The organism is Geobacillus thermoleovorans (genome assembly GCF_001610955.1).
GTDB classification, from domain to species: Bacteria; Bacillota; Bacilli; order Bacillales; family Anoxybacillaceae; genus Geobacillus; species Geobacillus thermoleovorans.
In genome coordinates, this window is sequence record NZ_CP014335.1 from 86,892 (window position 1) to 107,521 (window position 20,630).

At 52.5% G+C, this 20,630-nt stretch carries 20 protein-coding genes and 2 other annotated features (1 of these 22 only partly in view); all 20 genes read left to right on the forward strand.

From position 1 onward, the window contains the following. Nucleotides 1-167: a binding site (T-box leader), on the forward strand (it extends 69 nt beyond the left edge of the window). The 20 genes from cysE (at nucleotide 165) to fusA (ending at nucleotide 20,584) form a co-directional block, all read left to right on the forward strand. Continuing rightward, complete coding sequence (gene cysE / locus GT3570_RS00485; protein WP_075261495.1) at nucleotides 165-902, forward strand: serine O-acetyltransferase; 738 nt, start codon at nucleotides 165-167, stop codon at nucleotides 900-902. (Overlaps the previous feature by 3 nt.) Beyond that, a complete protein-coding gene (gene cysS / locus GT3570_RS00490) occupies nucleotides 880-2,280 on the forward strand; it encodes a cysteine--tRNA ligase (RefSeq protein WP_011229600.1) in 1,401 nt (466 codons plus the stop codon). The genes cysE and cysS overlap by 23 nt, the downstream gene beginning before the upstream one ends. A gap of 6 nt (nucleotides 2,281-2,286) precedes the next feature. Further along, on the forward strand, nucleotides 2,287-2,712 hold the full coding sequence (locus tag GT3570_RS00495) for a Mini-ribonuclease 3 (protein WP_012820476.1): 426 nt from the start codon (nucleotides 2,287-2,289) through the stop codon (nucleotides 2,710-2,712). Then, the gene (gene rlmB, locus GT3570_RS00500) at nucleotides 2,712-3,449 is read left to right on the forward strand and encodes a 23S rRNA (guanosine(2251)-2'-O)-methyltransferase RlmB (RefSeq protein ID WP_011229602.1); all 738 of its coding nucleotides are present in this window, start codon (nucleotides 2,712-2,714) and stop codon (nucleotides 3,447-3,449) included. The genes GT3570_RS00495 and rlmB overlap by 1 nt, the downstream gene beginning before the upstream one ends. A 3-nt stretch (nucleotides 3,450-3,452) precedes the next feature. Next, nucleotides 3,453-3,965 carry an NYN domain-containing protein gene (locus tag GT3570_RS00505; RefSeq protein WP_011229603.1) on the forward strand — a complete coding sequence of 171 codons (513 nt, stop codon included), beginning with the start codon at nucleotides 3,453-3,455 and terminating at the stop codon, nucleotides 3,963-3,965. A 90-nt stretch (nucleotides 3,966-4,055) separates the two neighbouring features. Then, complete coding sequence (gene sigH / locus GT3570_RS00510) at nucleotides 4,056-4,685, forward strand: RNA polymerase sporulation sigma factor SigH (protein WP_020278980.1); 630 nt, start codon at nucleotides 4,056-4,058, stop codon at nucleotides 4,683-4,685. A gap of 92 nt (nucleotides 4,686-4,777) precedes the next feature. Then, nucleotides 4,778-4,927: a 50S ribosomal protein L33 gene (gene rpmG, locus GT3570_RS17615; RefSeq protein ID WP_011229605.1), complete on the forward strand. Its 150-nt coding sequence runs from the start codon at nucleotides 4,778-4,780 to the stop codon at nucleotides 4,925-4,927. Nucleotides 4,928-4,967: 40 nt separating this feature from the next. Continuing rightward, nucleotides 4,968-5,150, forward strand: coding sequence for a preprotein translocase subunit SecE (gene secE / locus GT3570_RS00515; RefSeq protein WP_012820481.1), 183 nt, complete (start codon nucleotides 4,968-4,970; stop codon nucleotides 5,148-5,150). Between the two features lie 112 nt (nucleotides 5,151-5,262). After that, nucleotides 5,263-5,796, forward strand: a complete 534-nt coding sequence (gene nusG / locus GT3570_RS00520) for a transcription termination/antitermination protein NusG (protein ID WP_011229607.1) — start codon at nucleotides 5,263-5,265, stop codon at nucleotides 5,794-5,796. Between the two features lie 234 nt (nucleotides 5,797-6,030). Further along, on the forward strand, nucleotides 6,031-6,456 hold the full coding sequence (gene rplK / locus GT3570_RS00525) for a 50S ribosomal protein L11 (RefSeq protein WP_011229608.1): 426 nt from the start codon (nucleotides 6,031-6,033) through the stop codon (nucleotides 6,454-6,456). Between the two features lie 181 nt (nucleotides 6,457-6,637). Further along, entirely contained in the window at nucleotides 6,638-7,339 is a 702-nt protein-coding gene (gene rplA, locus GT3570_RS00530; protein WP_011229609.1) for a 50S ribosomal protein L1, read from the forward strand. Nucleotides 7,340-7,386: 47 nt separating this feature from the next. Continuing rightward, nucleotides 7,387-7,550 (forward strand) — a sequence feature (ribosomal protein L10 leader region). 47 nt (nucleotides 7,551-7,597) lie between these two features. Further along, on the forward strand, nucleotides 7,598-8,098 hold the full coding sequence (gene rplJ, locus GT3570_RS00535) for a 50S ribosomal protein L10 (RefSeq protein ID WP_011229610.1): 501 nt from the start codon (nucleotides 7,598-7,600) through the stop codon (nucleotides 8,096-8,098). A 54-nt stretch (nucleotides 8,099-8,152) separates the two neighbouring features. After that, nucleotides 8,153-8,521 carry a 50S ribosomal protein L7/L12 gene (gene rplL, locus GT3570_RS00540; RefSeq protein ID WP_012820484.1) on the forward strand — a complete coding sequence of 123 codons (369 nt, stop codon included), beginning with the start codon at nucleotides 8,153-8,155 and terminating at the stop codon, nucleotides 8,519-8,521. A gap of 111 nt (nucleotides 8,522-8,632) precedes the next feature. Then, nucleotides 8,633-9,235, forward strand: a complete 603-nt coding sequence (locus tag GT3570_RS00545) for a class I SAM-dependent methyltransferase (protein ID WP_025039126.1) — start codon at nucleotides 8,633-8,635, stop codon at nucleotides 9,233-9,235. 413 nt (nucleotides 9,236-9,648) lie between these two features. Continuing rightward, nucleotides 9,649-13,221 carry a DNA-directed RNA polymerase subunit beta gene (gene rpoB, locus GT3570_RS00550; protein ID WP_011229613.1) on the forward strand — a complete coding sequence of 1,191 codons (3,573 nt, stop codon included), beginning with the start codon at nucleotides 9,649-9,651 and terminating at the stop codon, nucleotides 13,219-13,221. A gap of 92 nt (nucleotides 13,222-13,313) precedes the next feature. After that, nucleotides 13,314-16,913 (forward strand): DNA-directed RNA polymerase subunit beta', encoded by a 3,600-nt coding sequence (rpoC, locus tag GT3570_RS00555; RefSeq protein WP_021322058.1) that lies wholly within the window; start codon nucleotides 13,314-13,316, stop codon nucleotides 16,911-16,913. Between the two features lie 134 nt (nucleotides 16,914-17,047). After that, complete coding sequence (locus GT3570_RS00560; RefSeq protein ID WP_011229615.1) at nucleotides 17,048-17,296, forward strand: 50S ribosomal protein L7ae-like protein; 249 nt, start codon at nucleotides 17,048-17,050, stop codon at nucleotides 17,294-17,296. 96 nt (nucleotides 17,297-17,392) lie between these two features. Continuing rightward, nucleotides 17,393-17,815 carry a 30S ribosomal protein S12 gene (gene rpsL / locus GT3570_RS00565; RefSeq protein ID WP_011229616.1) on the forward strand — a complete coding sequence of 141 codons (423 nt, stop codon included), beginning with the start codon at nucleotides 17,393-17,395 and terminating at the stop codon, nucleotides 17,813-17,815. Between the two features lie 39 nt (nucleotides 17,816-17,854). Further along, nucleotides 17,855-18,325, forward strand: coding sequence for a 30S ribosomal protein S7 (rpsG, locus tag GT3570_RS00570; RefSeq protein WP_011229617.1), 471 nt, complete (start codon nucleotides 17,855-17,857; stop codon nucleotides 18,323-18,325). A gap of 180 nt (nucleotides 18,326-18,505) precedes the next feature. Further along, complete coding sequence (gene fusA / locus GT3570_RS00575; RefSeq protein ID WP_021322059.1) at nucleotides 18,506-20,584, forward strand: elongation factor G; 2,079 nt, start codon at nucleotides 18,506-18,508, stop codon at nucleotides 20,582-20,584. The last annotated feature ends 46 nt before the right edge of the window (nucleotides 20,585-20,630 follow it).

Below are 20,630 nucleotides of genomic sequence, written 5' to 3' on the forward strand. Positions count from 1 at the left end.
CTTATGTTCGGTGCTGTCTGAAGTGCGCCTCGGAGTCTCCTTTCGAACCGGAACAGAGACGTTCTGCAGTAGAGGGGAGCGGAGCATCTCCGTTATCGGAATCGAGTGAGCGAAACGGCGCCCCGTTTCGCTAAACAGAGTGGAACCGCGCCAAAAGCGTCTCTGTGTCTGCGGCACAGGGACGCTTTTTTATTCAAGACAACTTAGAGGGATGGAGGGAGGACATTATGTTTAAAACGTTAAAAGAGGATATTGAGGTCATTTTTGAGCAAGACCCGGCGGCGAGAAGCTATTTGGAAGTCATTTTAACGTATTCCGGCCTGCATGCCATCTGGGCGCATCGGATCGCCCATGCGCTTTACAAGCGGAAATTTTACTTTCTTGCCCGCTTGATTTCGCAAATCAGCCGCTTTTTCACTGGCATTGAAATCCATCCGGGCGCGAAAATCGGCCGCCGCTTTTTCATCGACCACGGCATGGGCGTGGTGATCGGCGAAACGTGCGAAATCGGCGACAATGTCACTGTCTATCAAGGGGTCACATTAGGCGGGACAGGGAAAGAAAAAGGGAAGCGGCACCCGACGATCAAAGACAACTGTTTGATCGCTGCCGGCGCGAAAGTGCTCGGTTCGATTACGATCGGGGAAAACTCGAAAATCGGCGCTGGGTCGGTCGTGTTAAAAGACGTACCGCCCAATTCGACCGTCGTTGGCATTCCGGGCCGCGTCGTTGTGCGCGACGGGGTGAAAGTGAAGAAAGATTTAAACCATACCGACCTTCCTGACCCGATCGCCGACCGGTTTCGGGAGCTTGAAGAGGAAATCGCCCGGCTGAAAAGCGAGCTTGAGGCATTGAAACAACAAGAAAGGAAGAACGAGTATGAGCAGCATCCGGCTTTATAATACACTGACGCGAAAAAAAGAACCGTTTGAGCCGCTGGAGCCGAATAAAGTGAAAATGTATGTGTGCGGCCCGACCGTCTATAATTATATTCACATCGGCAATGCTCGGGCCGCCATCGTTTTTGACACGATCCGCCGCTATTTGGAGTTCCGCGGCTATGATGTGACGTATGTATCGAACTTTACCGACGTCGATGACAAGTTGATCAAAGCGGCCCGCGAGCTCGGCGAGAGCGTGCCGGCGATCGCTGAGCGGTTTATTGAGGCGTATTTTGAAGACATTCAGGCGCTTGGCTGCAAAAAAGCGGACATCCATCCGCGGGTGACCGAAAACATTGATACGATTATCGAATTCATTCAGGCGCTCATTGACAAAGGATATGCCTACGAAGTCGACGGCGACGTGTATTACCGGACGCGCAAGTTCCGCGAATACGGCAAGCTGTCTCATCAATCGATCGATGAGCTGCAAGCTGGGGCGCGCATCGAAATTGGGGAGAAAAAAGACGATCCACTTGATTTCGCCCTTTGGAAAGCAGCGAAGGAAGGAGAAATTTGTTGGGACAGTCCATGGGGGAAAGGGCGGCCTGGTTGGCATATCGAATGCTCGGCGATGGCGCGCAAATATTTGGGCGATACGATCGATATCCACGCCGGCGGCCAGGACTTGACATTCCCGCACCATGAAAACGAAATCGCCCAGTCGGAGGCGCTGACCGGCAAACCGTTCGCGAAATATTGGCTGCACAATGGGTACTTAAATATTAACAACGAAAAAATGTCGAAGTCGCTTGGCAATTTCGTGCTCGTTCACGATATTATCCGGGAGATCGACCCGCAAGTGCTGCGTTTTTTCATGCTGTCGGTGCATTACCGCCATCCGATCAACTACAGCGAGGAACTGCTTGAGAGTGCGCGGCGCGGACTCGAGCGCCTGAAGACGGCGTACAGCAATTTGCAGCATCGCCTGCAGGCAAGCACGAACTTAACGGACAATGACGAGGAATGGGTTTCGCGCATTGCCGACATCCGCGCCTCGTTCATCCGTGAAATGGACGACGATTTCAACACGGCGAACGGCATTGCCGTATTGTTTGAACTGGCGAAGCAGGCCAACTTGTACTTGCAGGAAAAAACGACATCCGAGAAGGTCATTCACGCGTTTTTGCGCGAGTTCGAACAGCTGGCGGACGTACTTGGACTCACCTTGAAGCAGGATGAGCTGCTTGATGAGGAAATCGAGGCGTTGATCCAAAAGCGCAATGAAGCGCGGAAAAACCGCGATTTTGCGCTGGCCGACCGCATTCGCGACGAGTTGAGAGCGAAAAACATTATTTTGGAAGACACGCCGCAAGGAACGAGATGGAAACGGGGATAGCACGCGATGATGGCGGAGTTTGAAACGGTCAACGATGTGAAGCAGTTAAATGGACTGGCGCTTGCCTATATTGGCGACGCCGTGTACGAGGTGTATGTGCGACGCCATTTGCTTGCTGGCGGCAGCGTGCGGCCGCATGAGCTGCATCGGCGGGCGGTCCGCTATGTGTCGGCGCGGGCGCAAGCGCGAGTGATTTTGGCGTTGCTTGACGAGGGCGTCCTGACCGAGGAGGAAAAGGACATCGTCCGCCGCGGCCGCAATGCCAAATCAGGCACAATCCCGAAAAATACGGATGTGCAAACATACCGGCATAGCACGGCCTTTGAGGCGCTCATCGGTTATCATTTTTTGGTTAATAATGAAAAGCGGGTTGATGAGCTGATCGGCCGTTCGTTTGCCATTATTGAAAGGGAAGAAAGGGCGTTGGAATGATGGACTACATTATCGGCAAAAATCCGGTCATTGAAGCGCTCAAAGCCGGGCGCGACATCAATAAAATTTGGATCGCGGAAGGGGCGCAGCGCCATACCGTCGAACCTGTGCTTGAATGGGCAAAGCGGCGGGGCGTGCTCGTCCAATATGTCCCGAAGCGCAAGCTTGATCAGATGGCTGAAGGAGCTCATCAAGGGGTGATCGCTCAGGCGGCGGCTTACCGCTACTATGAAATTGATGACTTGTTCGCTCGCGCCGCCGAGCGGGGCGAGGCGCCGTTTTTTCTCATCTTGGATGAGCTTGAGGATCCGCATAATTTAGGGGCCATCATGCGCACCGCTGATGCGGTCGGGGCGCACGGCCTCATTATTCCGAAGCGGCGTTCGGTCGGGCTGACCCAAACGGTGGCGAAGGCGTCGACCGGGGCGATTGAGCACGTTCCGGTCGCGCGTGTGACAAACTTGGCGCGGACGATTGACGAGCTGAAAGAGCGCGGAGTGTGGGTAGCCGGAACGGATGCATCGGCTCAAGACGACTACCGCTCGCTCGATGGCACGATGCCGTTGGCGCTCGTAATCGGGAGCGAAGGAAAAGGGATCAGCCGCCTAGTGCTTGAAAAGTGCGATTTCTTGTTCCGGTTGCCGATGCGCGGCCATGTCACCTCACTCAATGCCTCTGTCGCCGCCAGCCTGCTCATGTACGAGGTGTACCGGAAGCGGTATCCGTTGGGAGAATAGCGAATGAACATTTTGATTGTCGACGGCTATAACATGATCGGTGCTTGGCCGGAGCTGCGCCGGCTGAAAGAAGAGGGCGATCTGGCAGCGGCAAGGGATTTATTGATTGAAAAAATGGCTGACTACAAAGGATTCACCGGGGACCATGTCGTGATCGTATTCGATGCCCACCTCGTGCAAGGAAACGAGAAAAAGTATAAACATTACGACGTCGATGTCATTTTTACAAAGGAACATGAGACGGCCGATGAGCGAATTGAACGGTTGGCGAAAACATTGATGAATGCGCGCACAAAAGTGTATGTCGCTACCTCCGACTACACCGAACAATGGACGGTGTTCGGCCAAGGCGCCCTGCGCAAGTCGGCGCGCGAGCTATTGGATGAAGTCGAGACGGTTGAGCGGGACATTTCCCAAAAAGTAAAAGCGATGCGGCAACGCACTCCGATCTCCAAAGTTCCGCTAAATGATAGAATTGCTGAAATTTTTGAAAAATGGCGAAGAGGAGAAAAATGAGCGGTTGACGCTGTAAAAATTTGTCCTGTATAATACATGTTAGCGATTGATGCGGTCGGGGGGATCAGCGTGGGGGAATGCTTGAAAGCAATGAAAGGGAAAGGTTATCATCAGCTGGACGATGAGCAGCTTGTTGCGCTCGTTCACGAAGGGGATGGGGAAGCACTTGATTTTTTAATCCATAAATATCAAAACTTTGTGCGCGCCAAAGCTCGCTCCTATTTTTTAGTCGGAGCTGATCGGGAAGATATCGTGCAGGAAGGAATGATCGGTCTGTATAAGGCCGTCCGTGATTTTAAGGGGGACAAGCTTTCCTCATTTAAAGCGTTTGCAGAACTTTGCATCACAAGGCAAATGATTACCGCGATTAAAACGGCGACCCGCCAAAAGCATATTCCGCTCAACTCTTACGTTTCCTTGGATAAGCCGATTTATGACGATGAATCTGACCGGACGCTGATGGATGTGTTGTCCGGCACGCAGGTGACGGACCCGGAACAATTGATTGTCAACCGCGAGGAAGTCGATGATATTGAACTAAAGATGGCGGAACTGCTCAGCGACCTCGAGCGGAAAGTGCTCGCTTTGTATTTGGATGGACGCTCATACCAGGAAATTTCCGAAGAGCTGAACCGCCATGTCAAGTCGATCGACAACGCGTTGCAACGCGTCAAGCGGAAGCTCGAGAAATATTTGGAATACCGCGAGATCAGTTTATAGCATCGCAACGCCGCATCAAAAGATGTCATTGACAGCGAAACAGCCAATATGATAAATTTTTATGGACATCTCGCAGGAACGGTGGAATGCTGATGCGCCAAAAAGTGACGCTGGCTTGCGTGCAGTGCGCAAGCCGAAACTATACGGCAGCAAAACAAATACGTCGCCTTGGTGAGCGCCTTATGGCCAACAAGTTTTGCTCAACATGCAACAAACATACAATCCATCGTGAAACGAAATAGACGGTGGAGATAGTTTTGAACGATGATGGAGGTACGAGTGATGCAGCGAGTAATCAACTTTTTAAAAGAAGTCGTACGCGAGCTGAAAAAAGTGAGTTGGCCAAACCGGAAGGAGTTAGTGAACTACACGGCGGTCGTGTTGGCCACGGTGGCGTTTTTCACCGTCTTTTTTGCCGTTGTGGACCTCGGCATTTCTGAGTTGATTCGCCTCGTGTTTGAATAAGCGGACAAAGGATATGTTATAATGAAAGATAATCGTGCGCGTATGGAACCCGGCAACGGGTTTTTGTTTTGCGCAAAAAACAAAACGAAAACCGCCTTGGGGAGGCTTGTTGATGGAGAAAAACTGGTATGTTGTCCATACATATTCGGGATATGAAAACAAAGTGAAAGCCAATTTGGAAAAACGCGTCGAATCGATGGGAATGAAAGATAAAATTTTTCGCGTCGTCGTTCCGGAAGAGACGGAGACGGACGTCAAAAACGGAAAACGGAAAACGACGAAAAAGAAAGTGTTCCCTGGCTATGTGCTCGTTGAGATGGTCATGACGGATGACTCATGGTATGTCGTGCGCAACACGCCGGGCGTCACTGGATTTGTTGGCTCAAGCGGAGCTGGTTCGAAACCGACGCCGCTTATGGAGGAAGAAGTAAAAATGATCTTGAAGCGGATGGGCATGCCGCTTGCCGAGGTTGACGTAGACTATGAGGTAAATGAAACGGTGCGGATCAAAGAAGGTCCGTTTGCGAACTTTACAGGGAAAATTGAAGCGATTGACCCGGATAAACATAAAGTGAAGCTGCTTGTCGATATGTTTGGGCGCGAAACACGGGTGGAGCTTGAGTTTTCGCAAATAGAAAAAATCTAATGGATAAAGAACTTGCAATTGATAGGGAAAAGTGATACTATTTTAAAGTCAGTATGTCTCTTAAACGGAGACATATGGCGGTGAACTTATACCCTTGTATAAGGGAGCCGTTTTGTTTTTACGCTGATCCTCTCAACTGAACGGGAGATAGGAAAACGGCTCAGTAGACCGGAGCCGGATGAGTGGGAGGGGCAATCCCTAATACCACATCACGGACTTAAGGAGGTGTGTCTCGTGGCGAAAAAAGTAATCAAGGTCGTCAAACTGCAAATTCCTGCAGGGAAAGCGAATCCGGCGCCGCCAGTAGGTCCTGCGTTGGGTCAAGCCGGTGTCAATATTATGGCGTTTTGCAAAGAGTTTAATGCCCGCACGGCGGACCAAGCAGGGTTGATCATTCCGGTTGAAATTACGGTTTTTGAAGACCGTTCATTTACATTCATCACGAAAACGCCGCCAGCCGCTGTATTGCTGAAAAAAGCGGCGGGCATTGAATCGGGCTCCGGCGAACCGAACCGCAACAAAGTGGCGACAATTAAACGCGACAAAGTACGTGAGATCGCTGAGCTGAAAATGCCGGATTTGAATGCGGCGAGCATTGAGGCGGCCATGCGCATGATCGAAGGCACGGCCCGCAGCATGGGCATTGTGATTGAAGACTAAAGCCGGTGCGTCGTTTGTAGGGGAGGTTGCGTCATTGGGCAACCTCTCTCTCCATGAACAAAAACAGCAAGACGGGCCCGATGAATGGGCATCCGTCCGCTTCTTCGTTTTCGAAAGAAGCGAAGAACGTTCAATGTGGGAGGTTTTTCCGCTAAAACCACAATCGAGGAGGATTTTTCACATGCCGAAAAGAGGAAAGAAATACTTAGAAGCATTGAAGCTCGTCGACCGCTCCAAAGCATACCCGATTGCTGAAGCAATCGAGCTCGTGAAAAAAACGAACATCGCGAAATTCGATGCCACGGTGGAAGTGGCGTTCCGTTTGGGCGTCGACCCGAAAAAAGCGGACCAACAAATTCGCGGCGCCGTCGTCCTGCCGCACGGCACAGGGAAAGTGGCGCGCGTGTTGGTGTTCGCGAAAGGGGAAAAAGCGAAAGAAGCAGAAGCGGCTGGCGCTGACTATGTCGGCGATGCAGAATATATCAACAAAATCCAGCAAGGTTGGTTTGACTTTGATGTCGTTGTTGCTACGCCGGACATGATGGGTGAAGTCGGGAAACTCGGCCGCATTTTAGGGCCGAAAGGGTTGATGCCAAACCCGAAAACCGGAACAGTCACGTTTGACGTAGCAAAAGCGGTGCAGGAAATCAAGGCTGGTAAAGTGGAATACCGCGTCGACAAAGCGGGCAACATCCACGTTCCGATCGGCAAAGTGTCGTTTGACAACGAGAAATTGGCTGAAAACTTCGCGGCCGTCTATGAAGCAATTTTGAAAGCCAAACCGGCGGCGGCAAAAGGGACGTACGTGAAAAACGTCACGATTACATCGACAATGGGCCCTGGCATCAAGGTTGACCCGTCCACGGTTGCTGTTGCACAATAACCGTTGACTTTTGTTTGTCCGTCTGTTAAAATGCCATTTGGCTGAACAAATGAATATCATTTGTACCGTAGACAGTAGGTGCCTGTTTGAGGCTTAATTTCCTACCGAGGTATGTGGACGATAGAACAGCGCGCCCTGCGTCGGGGACGAGCGGCGGTGCGTTGAACGACACCTCCATGTCTACGCGGCATGGAGGTTTTTTATTGAGCAGACGGTATAAGTGGTATTCTCTCATTTTCCTTACAGGAGGTGCAGGACGTGTCGAGCGCGATTGAACTGAAAAAACAAGTGGTCGCGGAAATCGCAGACAAATTCCGGGCCAGCAAGGCAACCGTCATCGTTGATTACCGCGGCTTGAACGTGGCGGAAATGACCGAGTTGCGCAAACAGCTGCGCGAGGCAGGCGTCGAGTTTAAAGTGTACAAAAACACCTTGACCCGCCGGGCGCTCGCGGAAGTCGGCTTGGAAGGACTGGATGAAGTGTTCACCGGTCCAAATGCCATCGCCTTCAGCAATGAAGATGTCGTGGCGCCGGCAAAAATTTTAAGCGAGTTTGCGAAAACGCATGAAGCATTGGAAATCAAAGGCGGCGTCATCGAAGGGAACATTGCCAGCAAAGAAGAAATCGATGCGTTGGCGAAACTCCCGTCCCGCGAAGGGTTGCTTTCGATGTTGCTTAGCGTTCTTCAAGCCCCGATCCGCAACTTTGCGCTTGCGATTAAAGCGGTGGCTGACAAGCAAGAGGAACAAGGCGCGTAATGGCGCATCGATATGTGCTTAACAATCATTCAGAAAACAAAGGAGGAAGTTGTGATGACGAAAGAACAAATCATTGAAGCAGTGAAAAATATGACCGTATTGGAATTAAACGAATTGGTGAAAGCGATCGAGGAAGAATTCGGCGTAACAGCTGCGGCTCCGGTTGTTGTCGCGGGCGGCGCAGCAGCTGGCGCTGAAGCAGCGGCAGAAAAAACGGAATTCGACGTCATTCTTGCCGACGCCGGCGCGCAAAAAATCAAAGTCATCAAAGTCGTTCGCGAAATCACTGGCCTCGGCCTGAAAGAAGCGAAAGACTTGGTCGACAACACCCCGAAGCCGATCAAAGAAGGCATTGCGAAAGAAGAAGCAGAAGAAATCAAAGCAAAACTCGAAGAAGCTGGCGCGAAAGTCGAAATCAAGTAATGGCTGCGCCATTGAAAAAAGAGGCTTGCCCGAAGCAAGGGACGGCCTCTTTTTTGTTACACTATATAACGGAAGGCAGTGCAGCCTGTCGACAAGGAGGAGGGGATGATGATGAGCGAGCATTATTACTCAGTCAATCCGACGTCGGAGCGAAACCCGCAAACGTGGACGTACGTGTTGCGGGGGCATGAATTCCGCTTTACGACCGACAGCGGAGTGTTTTCAAAGCGCGAAGTCGACTTTGGCACACGCCTGTTAATTGAAACGTTCGAGGAGCCGGGAGTGGCTGGGGATTTGTTGGATGTCGGCTGCGGATATGGGCCGATCGGGCTTGCCTTGGCCAAATCGTTTCCAAACCGGCGCGTTCACATGATTGATGTCAACGAGCGGGCGCTCGAACTGGCGCAGGAAAACAAGCAGGCAAACGGGATTGACAATGCGGTGATTTACAAAAGCGATCTTTTTTCGGAAGTCGGAGAACAGCGATTTGCAGCGGTCGTCACCAATCCGCCGATCCGGGCTGGCAAACGGGTCGTTTACGCGATTTTTGAACAAAGCCGCGATCATCTGCTCGATCATGGCGAGCTATGGGTCGTCATTCAAAAAAAGCAAGGCGCCCCATCGGCCTTGCAAAAGCTGAACGAATGCTTTCCTGCTGTAGAAGTCGTCGCGAAGAAAAAAGGATATTATATCATAAAGGCGAAAAAATGTTGACACCGTTTTTTTATTGTGGTAGCATTATAAAATGCTAAATATGCACATTTCCCGTGCAGAGGGGATGACGTATAATTTTGGACGCAATGGAAACAATGATAAAATCAATAAACAACGAACCATATGGTTTTCTATTGGAATAGAAACCATTTTCTTTTTTTCTCCATTCAACTCAACGCCTGGTTTCCTCGCGCCGGGAGCGTGTTAAATCCCCTAAATGAAACGGCGGTGCACGCAACGAAGCCGTTTCCGCCCGGATGGCGGGGGCCGGCCGCATGCATGCCTAGTGCTTTGCCCCGGAATGACGGAGCGGCCAGTCCGCCTTGAAGGCATTGATTGCTGAGCAGAGCGGATGATGGAGCTGTTCCGGTTCCGGTTTTCACTAATGTCTACATTTGAGGGGTGAATCACTCTTGACAGGCCGACTAGTTCAATACGGGCGACACCGCCAACGCAGAAGCTATGCACGCATCAGCGAAGTGCTGGAATTGCCGAACTTGATCGAAATTCAAACGTCCTCCTACCAATGGTTTCTCGATGAAGGGCTGCGGGAAATGTTTAGGGAAATTTCCCCGATTGAAGACTTTTCCGGCAATCTCTCGCTTGAATTTATCGACTATAGTTTAGGAGAACCGAAATATACGGTCGAAGAGGCGAAAGAACGCGACGTTACATATGCGGCGCCGCTTCGCGTCAAAGTTCGCTTGATTAATAAAGAAACGGGCGAAGTGAAAGAACAAGACGTGTTTATGGGCGATTTTCCGCTCATGACGGAAACCGGAACGTTTATTATCAATGGGGCGGAACGCGTCATTGTTTCCCAGCTCGTCCGTTCGCCAAGCGTCTATTACAGCGACAAAGTTGATAAAAACGGCAAACGCGGCTACTCGGCGACAGTGATTCCGAACCGCGGCGCATGGCTTGAATATGAAACCGATGCGAAAGACGTCGTTTACGTTCGCATCGACCGCACCCGTAAACTGCCCGTTACGGTGCTTCTCCGTGCGCTTGGGTTCAGCTCCGACCAAGAAATCATCGATCTGCTCGGCGACAACGAATACTTGCGCAATACGCTTGAAAAAGATAATACCGACAGCACGGAAAAAGCGTTGATTGAAATTTACGAGCGTCTTCGTCCGGGAGAGCCGCCGACGCTTGAGAATGCGAAAAATTTGCTGGCGTCGCGCTTTTTTGATCCGAAGCGCTATGACTTGGCGAGCGTAGGCCGTTATAAAATCAATAAAAAACTTCATATTAAAAACCGCCTGTTCAATCAGCGGCTCGCGGAAACGATCATTGATCCCGAAACCAAGGAAGTCATCGCCGAAGCTGGAGCGATGATCGACCGCCGAACGCTGAATCGCCTGCTCCCGTATTTGGAAAAAGGGGTCGGCTTACAGACATACCGCCCGGCCGAAGGGGTGGTGGACGGGGACATTTCGGTGCAAACGATCAAAATTTATGCCCCGAATGACCCGGATGGCGAAAAAGTGATCAACGTCATCGGCAACGGCTTCATCGCCGAGGATGTCAAACATATTACACCGGCTGACATCATTGCGTCGATCAGCTATTTCTTCAACTTGCTCCACGGCGTCGGCGATACGGATGACATCGACCATTTAGGCAACCGCCGTCTCCGTTCGGTCGGCGAACTATTGCAAAACCAATTCCGCATCGGCCTGTCGCGCATGGAGCGCGTCGTGCGCGAGCGCATGTCGATCCAAGATACGAACACGATTACGCCGCAGCAGCTGATCAACATCCGCCCAGTGATCGCGGCGATCAAAGAGTTTTTCGGCAGCTCGCAGCTGTCACAGTTCATGGATCAAACGAACCCATTGGCCGAACTGACGCACAAGCGGCGTCTGTCCGCGCTTGGCCCTGGCGGATTGACACGTGAGCGCGCTGGGTTTGAGGTGCGCGACGTTCACTATTCGCACTACGGGCGGATGTGTCCGATTGAAACGCCGGAAGGTCCGAACATCGGACTCATCAACTCGCTGTCCACTTACGCGAAAGTGAACAAGTTCGGCTTTATTGAAACGCCATACCGGCGCGTCGATCCGGAAACAGGGCGGGTGACGGACCAAATCGATTATTTGACAGCCGATGAAGAGGACAATTACGTTGTAGCGCAGGCGAACGTACCGCTTGCGGAGGACGGCACGTTCCTTGAAGAAAACGTTGTCGCCCGTTTCCGCGGCGAGAACATCGTCGTCAAGCGCGATCGCGTCGACTACATGGACGTTTCGCCGAAGCAAGTCGTCTCGGCAGCGACGGCGTGCATCCCATTTTTGGAAAACGACGACTCGAACCGCGCGCTGATGGGAGCGAACATGCAGCGGCAAGCCGTGCCGCTGTTGGAACCCGAAGCGCCGATCGTTGGCACGGGGATGGAGTATGTTTCGGCGAAAGACTCGGGCGCAGCGGTCATTTGCAAGCACCGCGGCATCGTCGAGCGCGTCGAAGCAAAGGAAATTTGGGTGCGTCGGCTGATTGAAGTGGACGGCAAAGAAGTCAAGGGTGATCTAGATAAATATCGGTTGCTGAAATTCGTTCGTTCGAACCAAGGCACGTGCTACAACCAGCGGCCGATCGTGAAAAAAGGCGATATCGTTGAGAAGGGCGAAATTTTGGCCGATGGCCCGTCGATGGATAAGGGCGAATTGGCGCTTGGCCGCAATGTGCTTGTCGCTTTTATGACATGGGACGGTTACAACTACGAAGACGCGATCATCATGAGCGAACGGCTCGTCAAAGAAGACGTGTATACATCAATTCATATTGAAGAGTATGAAGCCGAATCGCGCGATACGAAACTCGGTCCGGAAGAAATTACGCGCGACATTCCAAACGTCGGCGAGGATGCGCTGAAAAACTTGGATGAACGCGGCATCGTCCGCATCGGCGCAGAAGTCAAAGACGGCGACTTGCTCGTCGGCAAAGTGACGCCAAAAGGAATGACCGAGCTGACGGCGGAAGAGCGGCTTTTGCACGCGATCTTCGGCGAAAAAGCGCGCGAGGTGCGTGATACGTCGTTGCGCGTCCCGCACGGCGGCGGCGGTATCGTCCTTGACGTGAAAGTGTTCAACCGCGAAGACGGCGACGAGCTTCCGCCGGGTGTCAATCAACTGGTGCGCGTCTATATTGTGCAAAAGCGGAAAATTTCCGAGGGCGACAAAATGGCAGGCCGCCACGGAAACAAAGGGGTTATTTCCCGCATTTTGCCGGAGGAAGATATGCCCTTCTTGCCGGATGGCACGCCGATTGACATCATGTTAAACCCACTCGGCGTTCCGTCGCGGATGAACATCGGGCAAGTATTTGAGCTGCACCTTGGCATGGCGGCGAAAAAACTCGGCCTGCACATCGCCTCCCCGGTCTTTGACGGGGCGACGGAGGAAGACGTTTGGAACATCCTCGAAGAGGCAGGTCTAGCGCGCGATGCAAAAACGGTGCTGTATGACGGACGGACGGGTGAACCGTTTGATAACCGCGTGTCGGTTGGGATCATGTACATGATCAAGCTCGCCCACATGGTCGACGACAAGCTTCATGCCCGTTCCACCGGCCCGTACTCACTCGTCACTCAACAGCCGCTCGGCGGCAAGGCGCAGTTCGGCGGCCAGCGCTTTGGTGAGATGGAAGTATGGGCGCTTGAGGCGTATGGGGCGGCATACACGTTGCAAGAAATTTTGACCGTCAAGTCCGACGATGTCGTCGGCCGTGTCAAAACGTACGAGGCGATCGTCAAAGGGGAAAACATTCCGGAGCCGGGTGTGCCGGAGTCGTTTAAAGTGTTGATCAAAGAGCTGCAAAGCTTGGGCATGGACGTCACGATTTTGACGAGCGATGAACAAGAAGTGAACATGGAAAACTTTGATGATGATGATGACCATGCACCGGATGCCATCATGGTGGACGTCAAACCGGCCGAACGGGAAGAAGCCGGCGAAGAGAAAGATGCGGTGACGAAAGAATAAACCGGCCATAACGGCCAGGCGGGGAGTTGTTCCCCGCCATTGGCCGCTTGAGCGAACGGAAAACCGACGGATCAAAAAGGGAGGTATACCCCTTGCTAGATGTCAATAAGTTTGAGTACATGAAAATTGGGCTCGCTTCCCCGGAGAAAATTCGTTCTTGGTCGTATGGCGAAGTCAAAAAGCCGGAGACAATCAACTATCGGACGTTAAAGCCGGAAAAAGACGGCTTGTTTTGCGAGCGCATTTTCGGTCCGACGAAAGACTGGGAATGCCATTGCGGCAAATATAAACGCGTTCGCTACAAAGGCGTCGTCTGCGACCGCTGCGGCGTCGAAGTGACGCGCTCGAAAGTCCGCCGCGAACGGATGGGCCATATTGAGCTCGCCGCCCCGGTTTCGCACATCTGGTATTTCAAAGGCATCCCGAGCCGGATGGGATTGGTTCTTGACATGTCGCCGCGGGCGCTCGAAGAGGTCATTTATTTTGCATCCTATGTCGTCACCGACCCGGGTGATACGCCGCTTGAGAAAAAGCAGCTGTTGTCGGAAAAGGAATACCGCGCCTATCGCGAGAAGTACGGTCAATCGTTCCAAGCGTCGATGGGGGCGGAGGCGATCAAAAAGCTGCTCCAAGACATTGATTTGGATAAAGAGGTGGCCGCGCTGAAAGAAGAGCTGAAAACAGCGCAAGGGCAACGGCGCGCCCGCATCATTAAGCGGCTTGAAGTGCTTGAAGCGTTCCGCAGTTCAGGGAACGATCCGGCATGGATGGTGCTTGATGTACTGCCGGTCATTCCGCCGGAGTTGCGTCCAATGGTTCAGCTTGACGGCGGGCGGTTTGCAACATCGGATTTGAACGATTTGTACCGCCGCGTCATCAACCGCAACAACCGGCTGAAACGGCTGCTTGATCTCGGTGCGCCGAACATTATCGTCCAAAATGAGAAGCGGATGCTGCAAGAGGCGGTTGATGCTTTGATCGATAACGGCCGCCGCGGCCGTCCGGTGACCGGTCCGGGGAACCGTCCGTTAAAATCGCTTTCTCATATGCTGAAAGGGAAGCAAGGCCGCTTCCGGCAAAACTTGCTCGGCAAGCGCGTGGACTATTCCGGCCGTTCCGTCATCGTCGTCGGCCCGAACTTGAAAATGTACCAATGCGGCTTGCCGAAAGAAATGGCGCTAGAGTTGTTCAAGCCGTTTGTTATGAAGGAGCTTGTCGAGCGGGGCTTGGCGCACAACATTAAAAGCGCGAAACGGAAAATCGAGCGCGTCCATCCGGAAGTATGGGATGTGCTGGAAGATGTCATTAAAGAACATCCGGTGCTGTTAAACCGCGCCCCGACGCTGCACCGTCTCGGCATTCAGGCGTTTGAACCAACGCTTGTGGAAGGGCGGGCGATCCGTCTTCATCCGCTTGTTTGCACGGCGTACAACGCTGACTTTGACGGCGACCAAATGGCGGTGCACGTGCCGCTGTCAGCTGAGGCGCAAGCCGAAGCGCGCTTGTTGATGTTGGCGGCGCAAAACATTTTGAACCCGAAAGATGGGAAGCCGGTCGTGACACCATCACAAGACATGGTGTTGGGCAACTACTACTTGACGATGGAGCGCGAGGGAGCCATCGGCGAAGGCATGGTGTTCAAAGACACGGACGAGGCGCTGCTTGCTTACCATAACGGCTACGTCCATCTCCATTCGCGCATTGCCATTCATGCCGGTTCGCTGAAAAACGAAACGTTTACCGAAGAGCAAAACAACAAGTTGCTCTTAACGACCGTCGGCAAGCTCATTTTCAACGAAATTTTGCCGAATTCGTTCCCGTACATCAACGAGCCGACGACGGAAAACATTGAAGGGCGGACGCCGGACAAGTACTTCCTTGACAAAGGGGTCAACGTGCGCGAAGAAATTCGCAAGCGCGAACTCGTGCCGCCGTTTAAGAAAAAAGTGCTCGGGCAAATTATCGCTGAAGTGTTCAAACGGTTCAAAATCACCGAAACATCGAAGATGCTCGACCGCATGAAAGACCTTGGCTTCCAATATTCGACGAAGGCCGGCATCACGATCGGCGTGGCCGATATCGTCGTCCTGCCGGAAAAACAAGAAATTTTGGATGAAGCGCAAGCGAAAGTTGATACGGTTTTGAAGCAGTTCCGCCGCGGGTTGATTACCGACGAAGAGCGGTACGAGCGCGTCATCTCCATCTGGAGCGCGGCGAAAGACAAAATTCAAGACCGGTTGATGAAGTCGCTTGATAAACGCAACCCGATCTTTATGATGAGCGATTCCGGAGCGCGCGGGAACGCGTCGAACTTTACGCAGCTTGCGGGGATGCGCGGTTTGATGGCCAACCCGGCCGGCCGGATCATTGAGCTGCCGATCAAGTCGTCGTTCCGCGAAGGCTTGACGGTGTTGGAATACTTTATCTCGACGCACGGCGCGCGAAAAGGATTGGCGGATACGGCGCTCAAAACGGCCGACTCAGGCTATCTCACGCGCCGCCTTGTCGACGTGGCCCAAGACGTCATCGTCCGCGAAGAAGATTGCGGCACCGACCGCGGCATTTTGGCGCGGGCGCTGACGGATGGCACGGAAGTTGTCGTCAAGCTTGAAGAGCGGCTTGTCGGCCGCTATGCGCACAAAACGGTGCGCCATCCGGAAACGGGCGAAGTGATCGTCCGCAAAGACGAGATGATCACCGAAGATATCGCCAATGAGATCATTAAAGCCGGCATTACGGAAGTATGGATTCGCTCCGTATTCGCCTGCAACACGCGCCATGGCGTCTGCAAAAAATGTTACGGCCGCAACATGGCGACCGGCATGGACGTCGAAGTTGGCGAAGCCGTCGGCATTATCGCCGCTCAGTCGATCGGCGAGCCGGGCACGCAGCTGACAATGCGGACGTTCCATACAGGCGGCGTCGCCGGCGACGATATCACTCAAGGTTTGCCGCGGGTGCAAGAGCTGTTTGAAGCGCGCAACCCGAAAGGGCAAGCGGTCATTTCTGAAATCGACGGCACGGTTATTTCGATTAATGAAACGCGCGACAACCAATATGAAATCGTCGTGCAAAGCGAGGTCGAAACGCGTACGTATGTAGCGCCGTACAACGCGCGGCTGAAAGTCGAAGAAGGTCAGCGCGTCGAACGCGGCCAAGAGCTGACAGAAGGCTCGGTCGACCCGAAACAGTTGTTGCGCGTGCGCGATATTACATCCGTTCAAGAGTACTTGCTTCGTGAAGTGCAAAAAGTGTACCGGATGCAAGGGGTGGAAATCAGCGATAAGCATATCGAGGTCATGGTGCGGCAAATGCTGCGCAAAGTGCGCGTCATCGATGCCGGCGACACCGATGTGCTGCCGGGCACGCTGTTGGATGTCCACCAGTTTACGGATGTCAACGCCAAAGCTCTTCGCGAAGGGAAACGGCCGGCGACGGCCCGCCAGGTGTTGCTCGGCATCACGAAAGCGTCGCTTGAGACGGATTCGTTCTTGTCGGCTGCTTCGTTCCAAGAAACGACGCGCGTCTTGACGGATGCGGCCATCAAAGGAAAACGTGATGAACTGCTTGGCTTGAAGGAAAACGTCATTATCGGCAAACTCGTCCCGGCTGGAACCGGTATGGCCCGCTACCGGAAAGTGAAGCCGGCCGTCAAAAAGGAAACGGCTAGCGACACGGTGTCTTCCAAATAACGCGAACCAAGTGGCCGGCTAAGGCGCTCCTTGGCCGGCCATCATCTAATTAAAAATCCAGTTGACAATTGACAAAGAAAATGGTAGTCTAATAAAGGTGTTCCAACAACCTGGTACTTTGGAGGATATGTTACATGTCTTATGAAAAAGTATTACAGGCTGGAAAAATTGTCATTGGAACCAAACAAACGATAAGGGCTTTAAAGGAAGGGAAAGCAGCGGAAGTGATCGTGGCGGAGGATGCCGACTTGCCGATCATCGAAAAAGTGACCGCCGCCGCCAATGAGGCAAACGTGCCGGTCACAAAAGTCGATTCGATGAAAAAGCTTGGCAAGGCGTGCAAAATCCAAGTCGGTGCGGCCGCGGTGGCGATCCTTCGGTAACGTTTTGCCTTTCTCCCCTAAAACCTTTATTTGCATAAACGATGAACCACCTGGATATGTGGGCTTAAACGATGCATGCGAAAGGAGGATCTTTTCATGCCTACAATCAACCAATTGGTCCGCAAAGGACGCGAGAAAAAAGTCGTTAAATCGAAATCCCCTGCGTTGAACAAAGGGTATAACAGCTTCAAAAAAGAGCAAACGAATGTGTCGTCTCCGCAAAAACGCGGCGTTTGCACGCGTGTCGGCACGATGACGCCGAAAAAACCGAACTCGGCGTTGCGGAAATACGCCCGTGTCCGCTTGACAAATGGGATTGAAGTTACGGCGTACATTCCGGGGATCGGCCATAACTTGCAAGAACACAGCGTTGTGCTCATCCGCGGCGGACGTGTCAAAGACTTGCCGGGGGTACGCTACCATATCATCCGTGGGGCGCTGGATGCTGCAGGCGTAGCGAACCGGATGCAAGGTCGTTCGAAATACGGCGCGAAAAAACCAAAAGCAGCGAAAAAATAATGAAATGAAGAGAATGTTTTCCTGAAGGGAGGAAACACTATGCCACGTAGAGGCCCTGTTGCTAAACGTGACGTACTGCCAGATCCAATTTACAATTCGAAGCTTGTTACCCGTTTGATCAATAAAATTATGATCGACGGCAAAAAATCAAAAGCGCAAAAAATTCTTTACACCGCGTTTGATATTATCCGTGAGCGCACGGGTAAAGATCCAATGGAAGTGTTTGAGCAAGCGTTGAAAAACGTTATGCCGGTGTTGGAAGTGCGCGCTCGCCGCGTTGGTGGGGCGAACTACCAAGTTCCGGTCGAGGTTCGTCCGGACCGCCGCGTTTCTCTCGGTTTGCGCTGGCTCGTGCAATATGCACGTCTTCGCAACGAAAAAACGATGGAAGAGCGCTTGGCAAATGAAATTATGGATGCTGCCAACAACACGGGTGCAGCGGTGAAAAAACGCGAAGATACACATAAAATGGCTGAAGCGAACCGCGCGTTTGCCCATTACCGCTGGTAAGGAGCGTCGCCTAAAGGAAATAGGTGAGGAGGCACTGCGGTTGCCTATTCACCTATCTTCCTATATATTGCGGCCTTTCCGGTCGCGCGTGGGACAACTTCAAAGACAAGGGGATTGCGCCATCGATGGCGGCGCCATCTACTTATATTTCATATTTGAAGGAAGGAGAAAATAACCACTATGGCAAGAGAGTTCTCCTTAGAAAACACTCGCAACATAGGGATCATGGCGCACATTGACGCCGGGAAAACGACGACGACTGAACGGATCTTGTTCTATACCGGCCGCGTTCATAAAATCGGGGAAGTGCATGAAGGTGCGGCAACGATGGACTGGATGGAACAAGAACAAGAGCGCGGAATTACGATCACGTCGGCGGCGACAACGGCGCAATGGAAAGGCCATCGCATCAACATCATCGACACGCCGGGGCACGTCGACTTTACGGTCGAGGTTGAGCGTTCGTTGCGCGTATTGGACGGGGCCATCACAGTCTTAGACGCGCAATCGGGTGTTGAACCGCAAACGGAAACCGTTTGGCGCCAAGCGACGACATATGGCGTCCCACGGATCGTGTTCGTCAACAAAATGGATAAAATCGGCGCCGATTTCTTGTATTCGGTGAAAACGCTCCATGACCGCCTGCAAGCAAATGCCCATCCGGTGCAACTGCCGATCGGCGCTGAAGATCAATTCTCCGGCATTATCGACTTGGTTGAAATGTGCGCGTACCATTACCATGATGAGCTTGGCAAAAACATTGAGCGCATTGACATTCCGGAAGAATACCGCGATATGGCAGAAGAGTACCATAACAAGCTGATTGAGGCGGTCGCTGAGCTGGACGAAGAATTAATGATGAAATATTTGGAAGGGGAAGAAATCACGACGGAAGAGCTGAAGGCCGCGATCCGCAAAGCGACGATCAGCGTTGAATTCTTCCCGGTCTTCTGCGGTTCGGCATTCAAAAACAAAGGTGTTCAGCTGCTTCTTGACGGCGTTGTCGACTACTTGCCGTCTCCGGTTGACATCCCGGCGATTCGCGGCGTCGTTCCGGATACCGAAGAAGAAGTGACACGTGAAGCAAGCGATGACGCTCCGTTTGCCGCTTTGGCATTTAAAATCATGACTGACCCGTATGTCGGGAAATTGACGTTTATTCGCGTCTACTCTGGAACGCTTGATTCCGGTTCATATGTGATGAACACGACCAAAGGGAAGCGCGAACGGATCGGCCGCTTGTTGCAAATGCACGCGAACCACCGTCAAGAAATTTCGAAAGTCTATGCCGGTGATATTGCCGCAGCGGTAGGTTTAAAAGATACGACGACCGGTGATACTCTATGTGATGAGAAGCATCCTGTCATTTTAGAGTCGATGCAATTCCCAGAACCGGTCATTTCGGTGGCAATCGAGCCGAAGTCGAAAGCCGATCAAGACAAAATGAGCCAAGCGCTGCAAAAATTGCAAGAAGAAGACCCGACTTTCCGCGCTCACACCGACCCGGAAACGGGACAAACGATCATCTCCGGAATGGGCGAGTTGCATCTTGACATCATCGTCGACCGGATGCGCCGCGAGTTCAAAGTCGAAGCGAACGTCGGGGCGCCGCAAGTTGCCTACCGCGAAACGTTCCGCAAATCGGCGCAAGTCGAAGGCAAATTCATCCGTCAATCCGGCGGCCGCGGTCAATACGGCCACGTTTGGATCGAATTCTCGCCGAACGAGCGCGGCAAAGGCTTCGAATTCGAGAACGCCATCGTCGGTGGGGTTGTTCCGAAAGAGTATGTGCCGGCCGTCCAAGCTGGATTGGAAGAAGCGATGCAAAACGGCGTCTTAGCCGGCTATCCGGTTGTCGACATTAAAGCGAAACTGTTTGACGGATCGTACCACGATGTCGACTCGAGCGAAATGGCATTCAAAATCGCTGCTTCCTTGGCATTGAAAAACGCCGCGACGAAGTGCGATCCGGTTCTTTTGGAACCGATCATGAAAGTCGAAGTCGTCATCCCTGAAGAGTACCTCGGTGACATCATGGGCGACATCACGTCCCGTCGCGGCCGCATCGAGGGGATGGAAGCGCGCGGCAACGCCCAAGTCGTCCGGGCGATGGTGCCGTTGGCTGAAATGTTCGGTTATGCGACATCGCTCCGTTCGAACACGCAAGGACGCGGAACGTTCTCGATGGTGTTTGACCACTATGAAGAAGTTCCGAAAAACATCGCCGATGAAATTATCAAAAAAAATAAAGGCGAATAATTGATTTCTCTTGCTAGTTTCGCTATAAATACTTATGTAAGTAAGA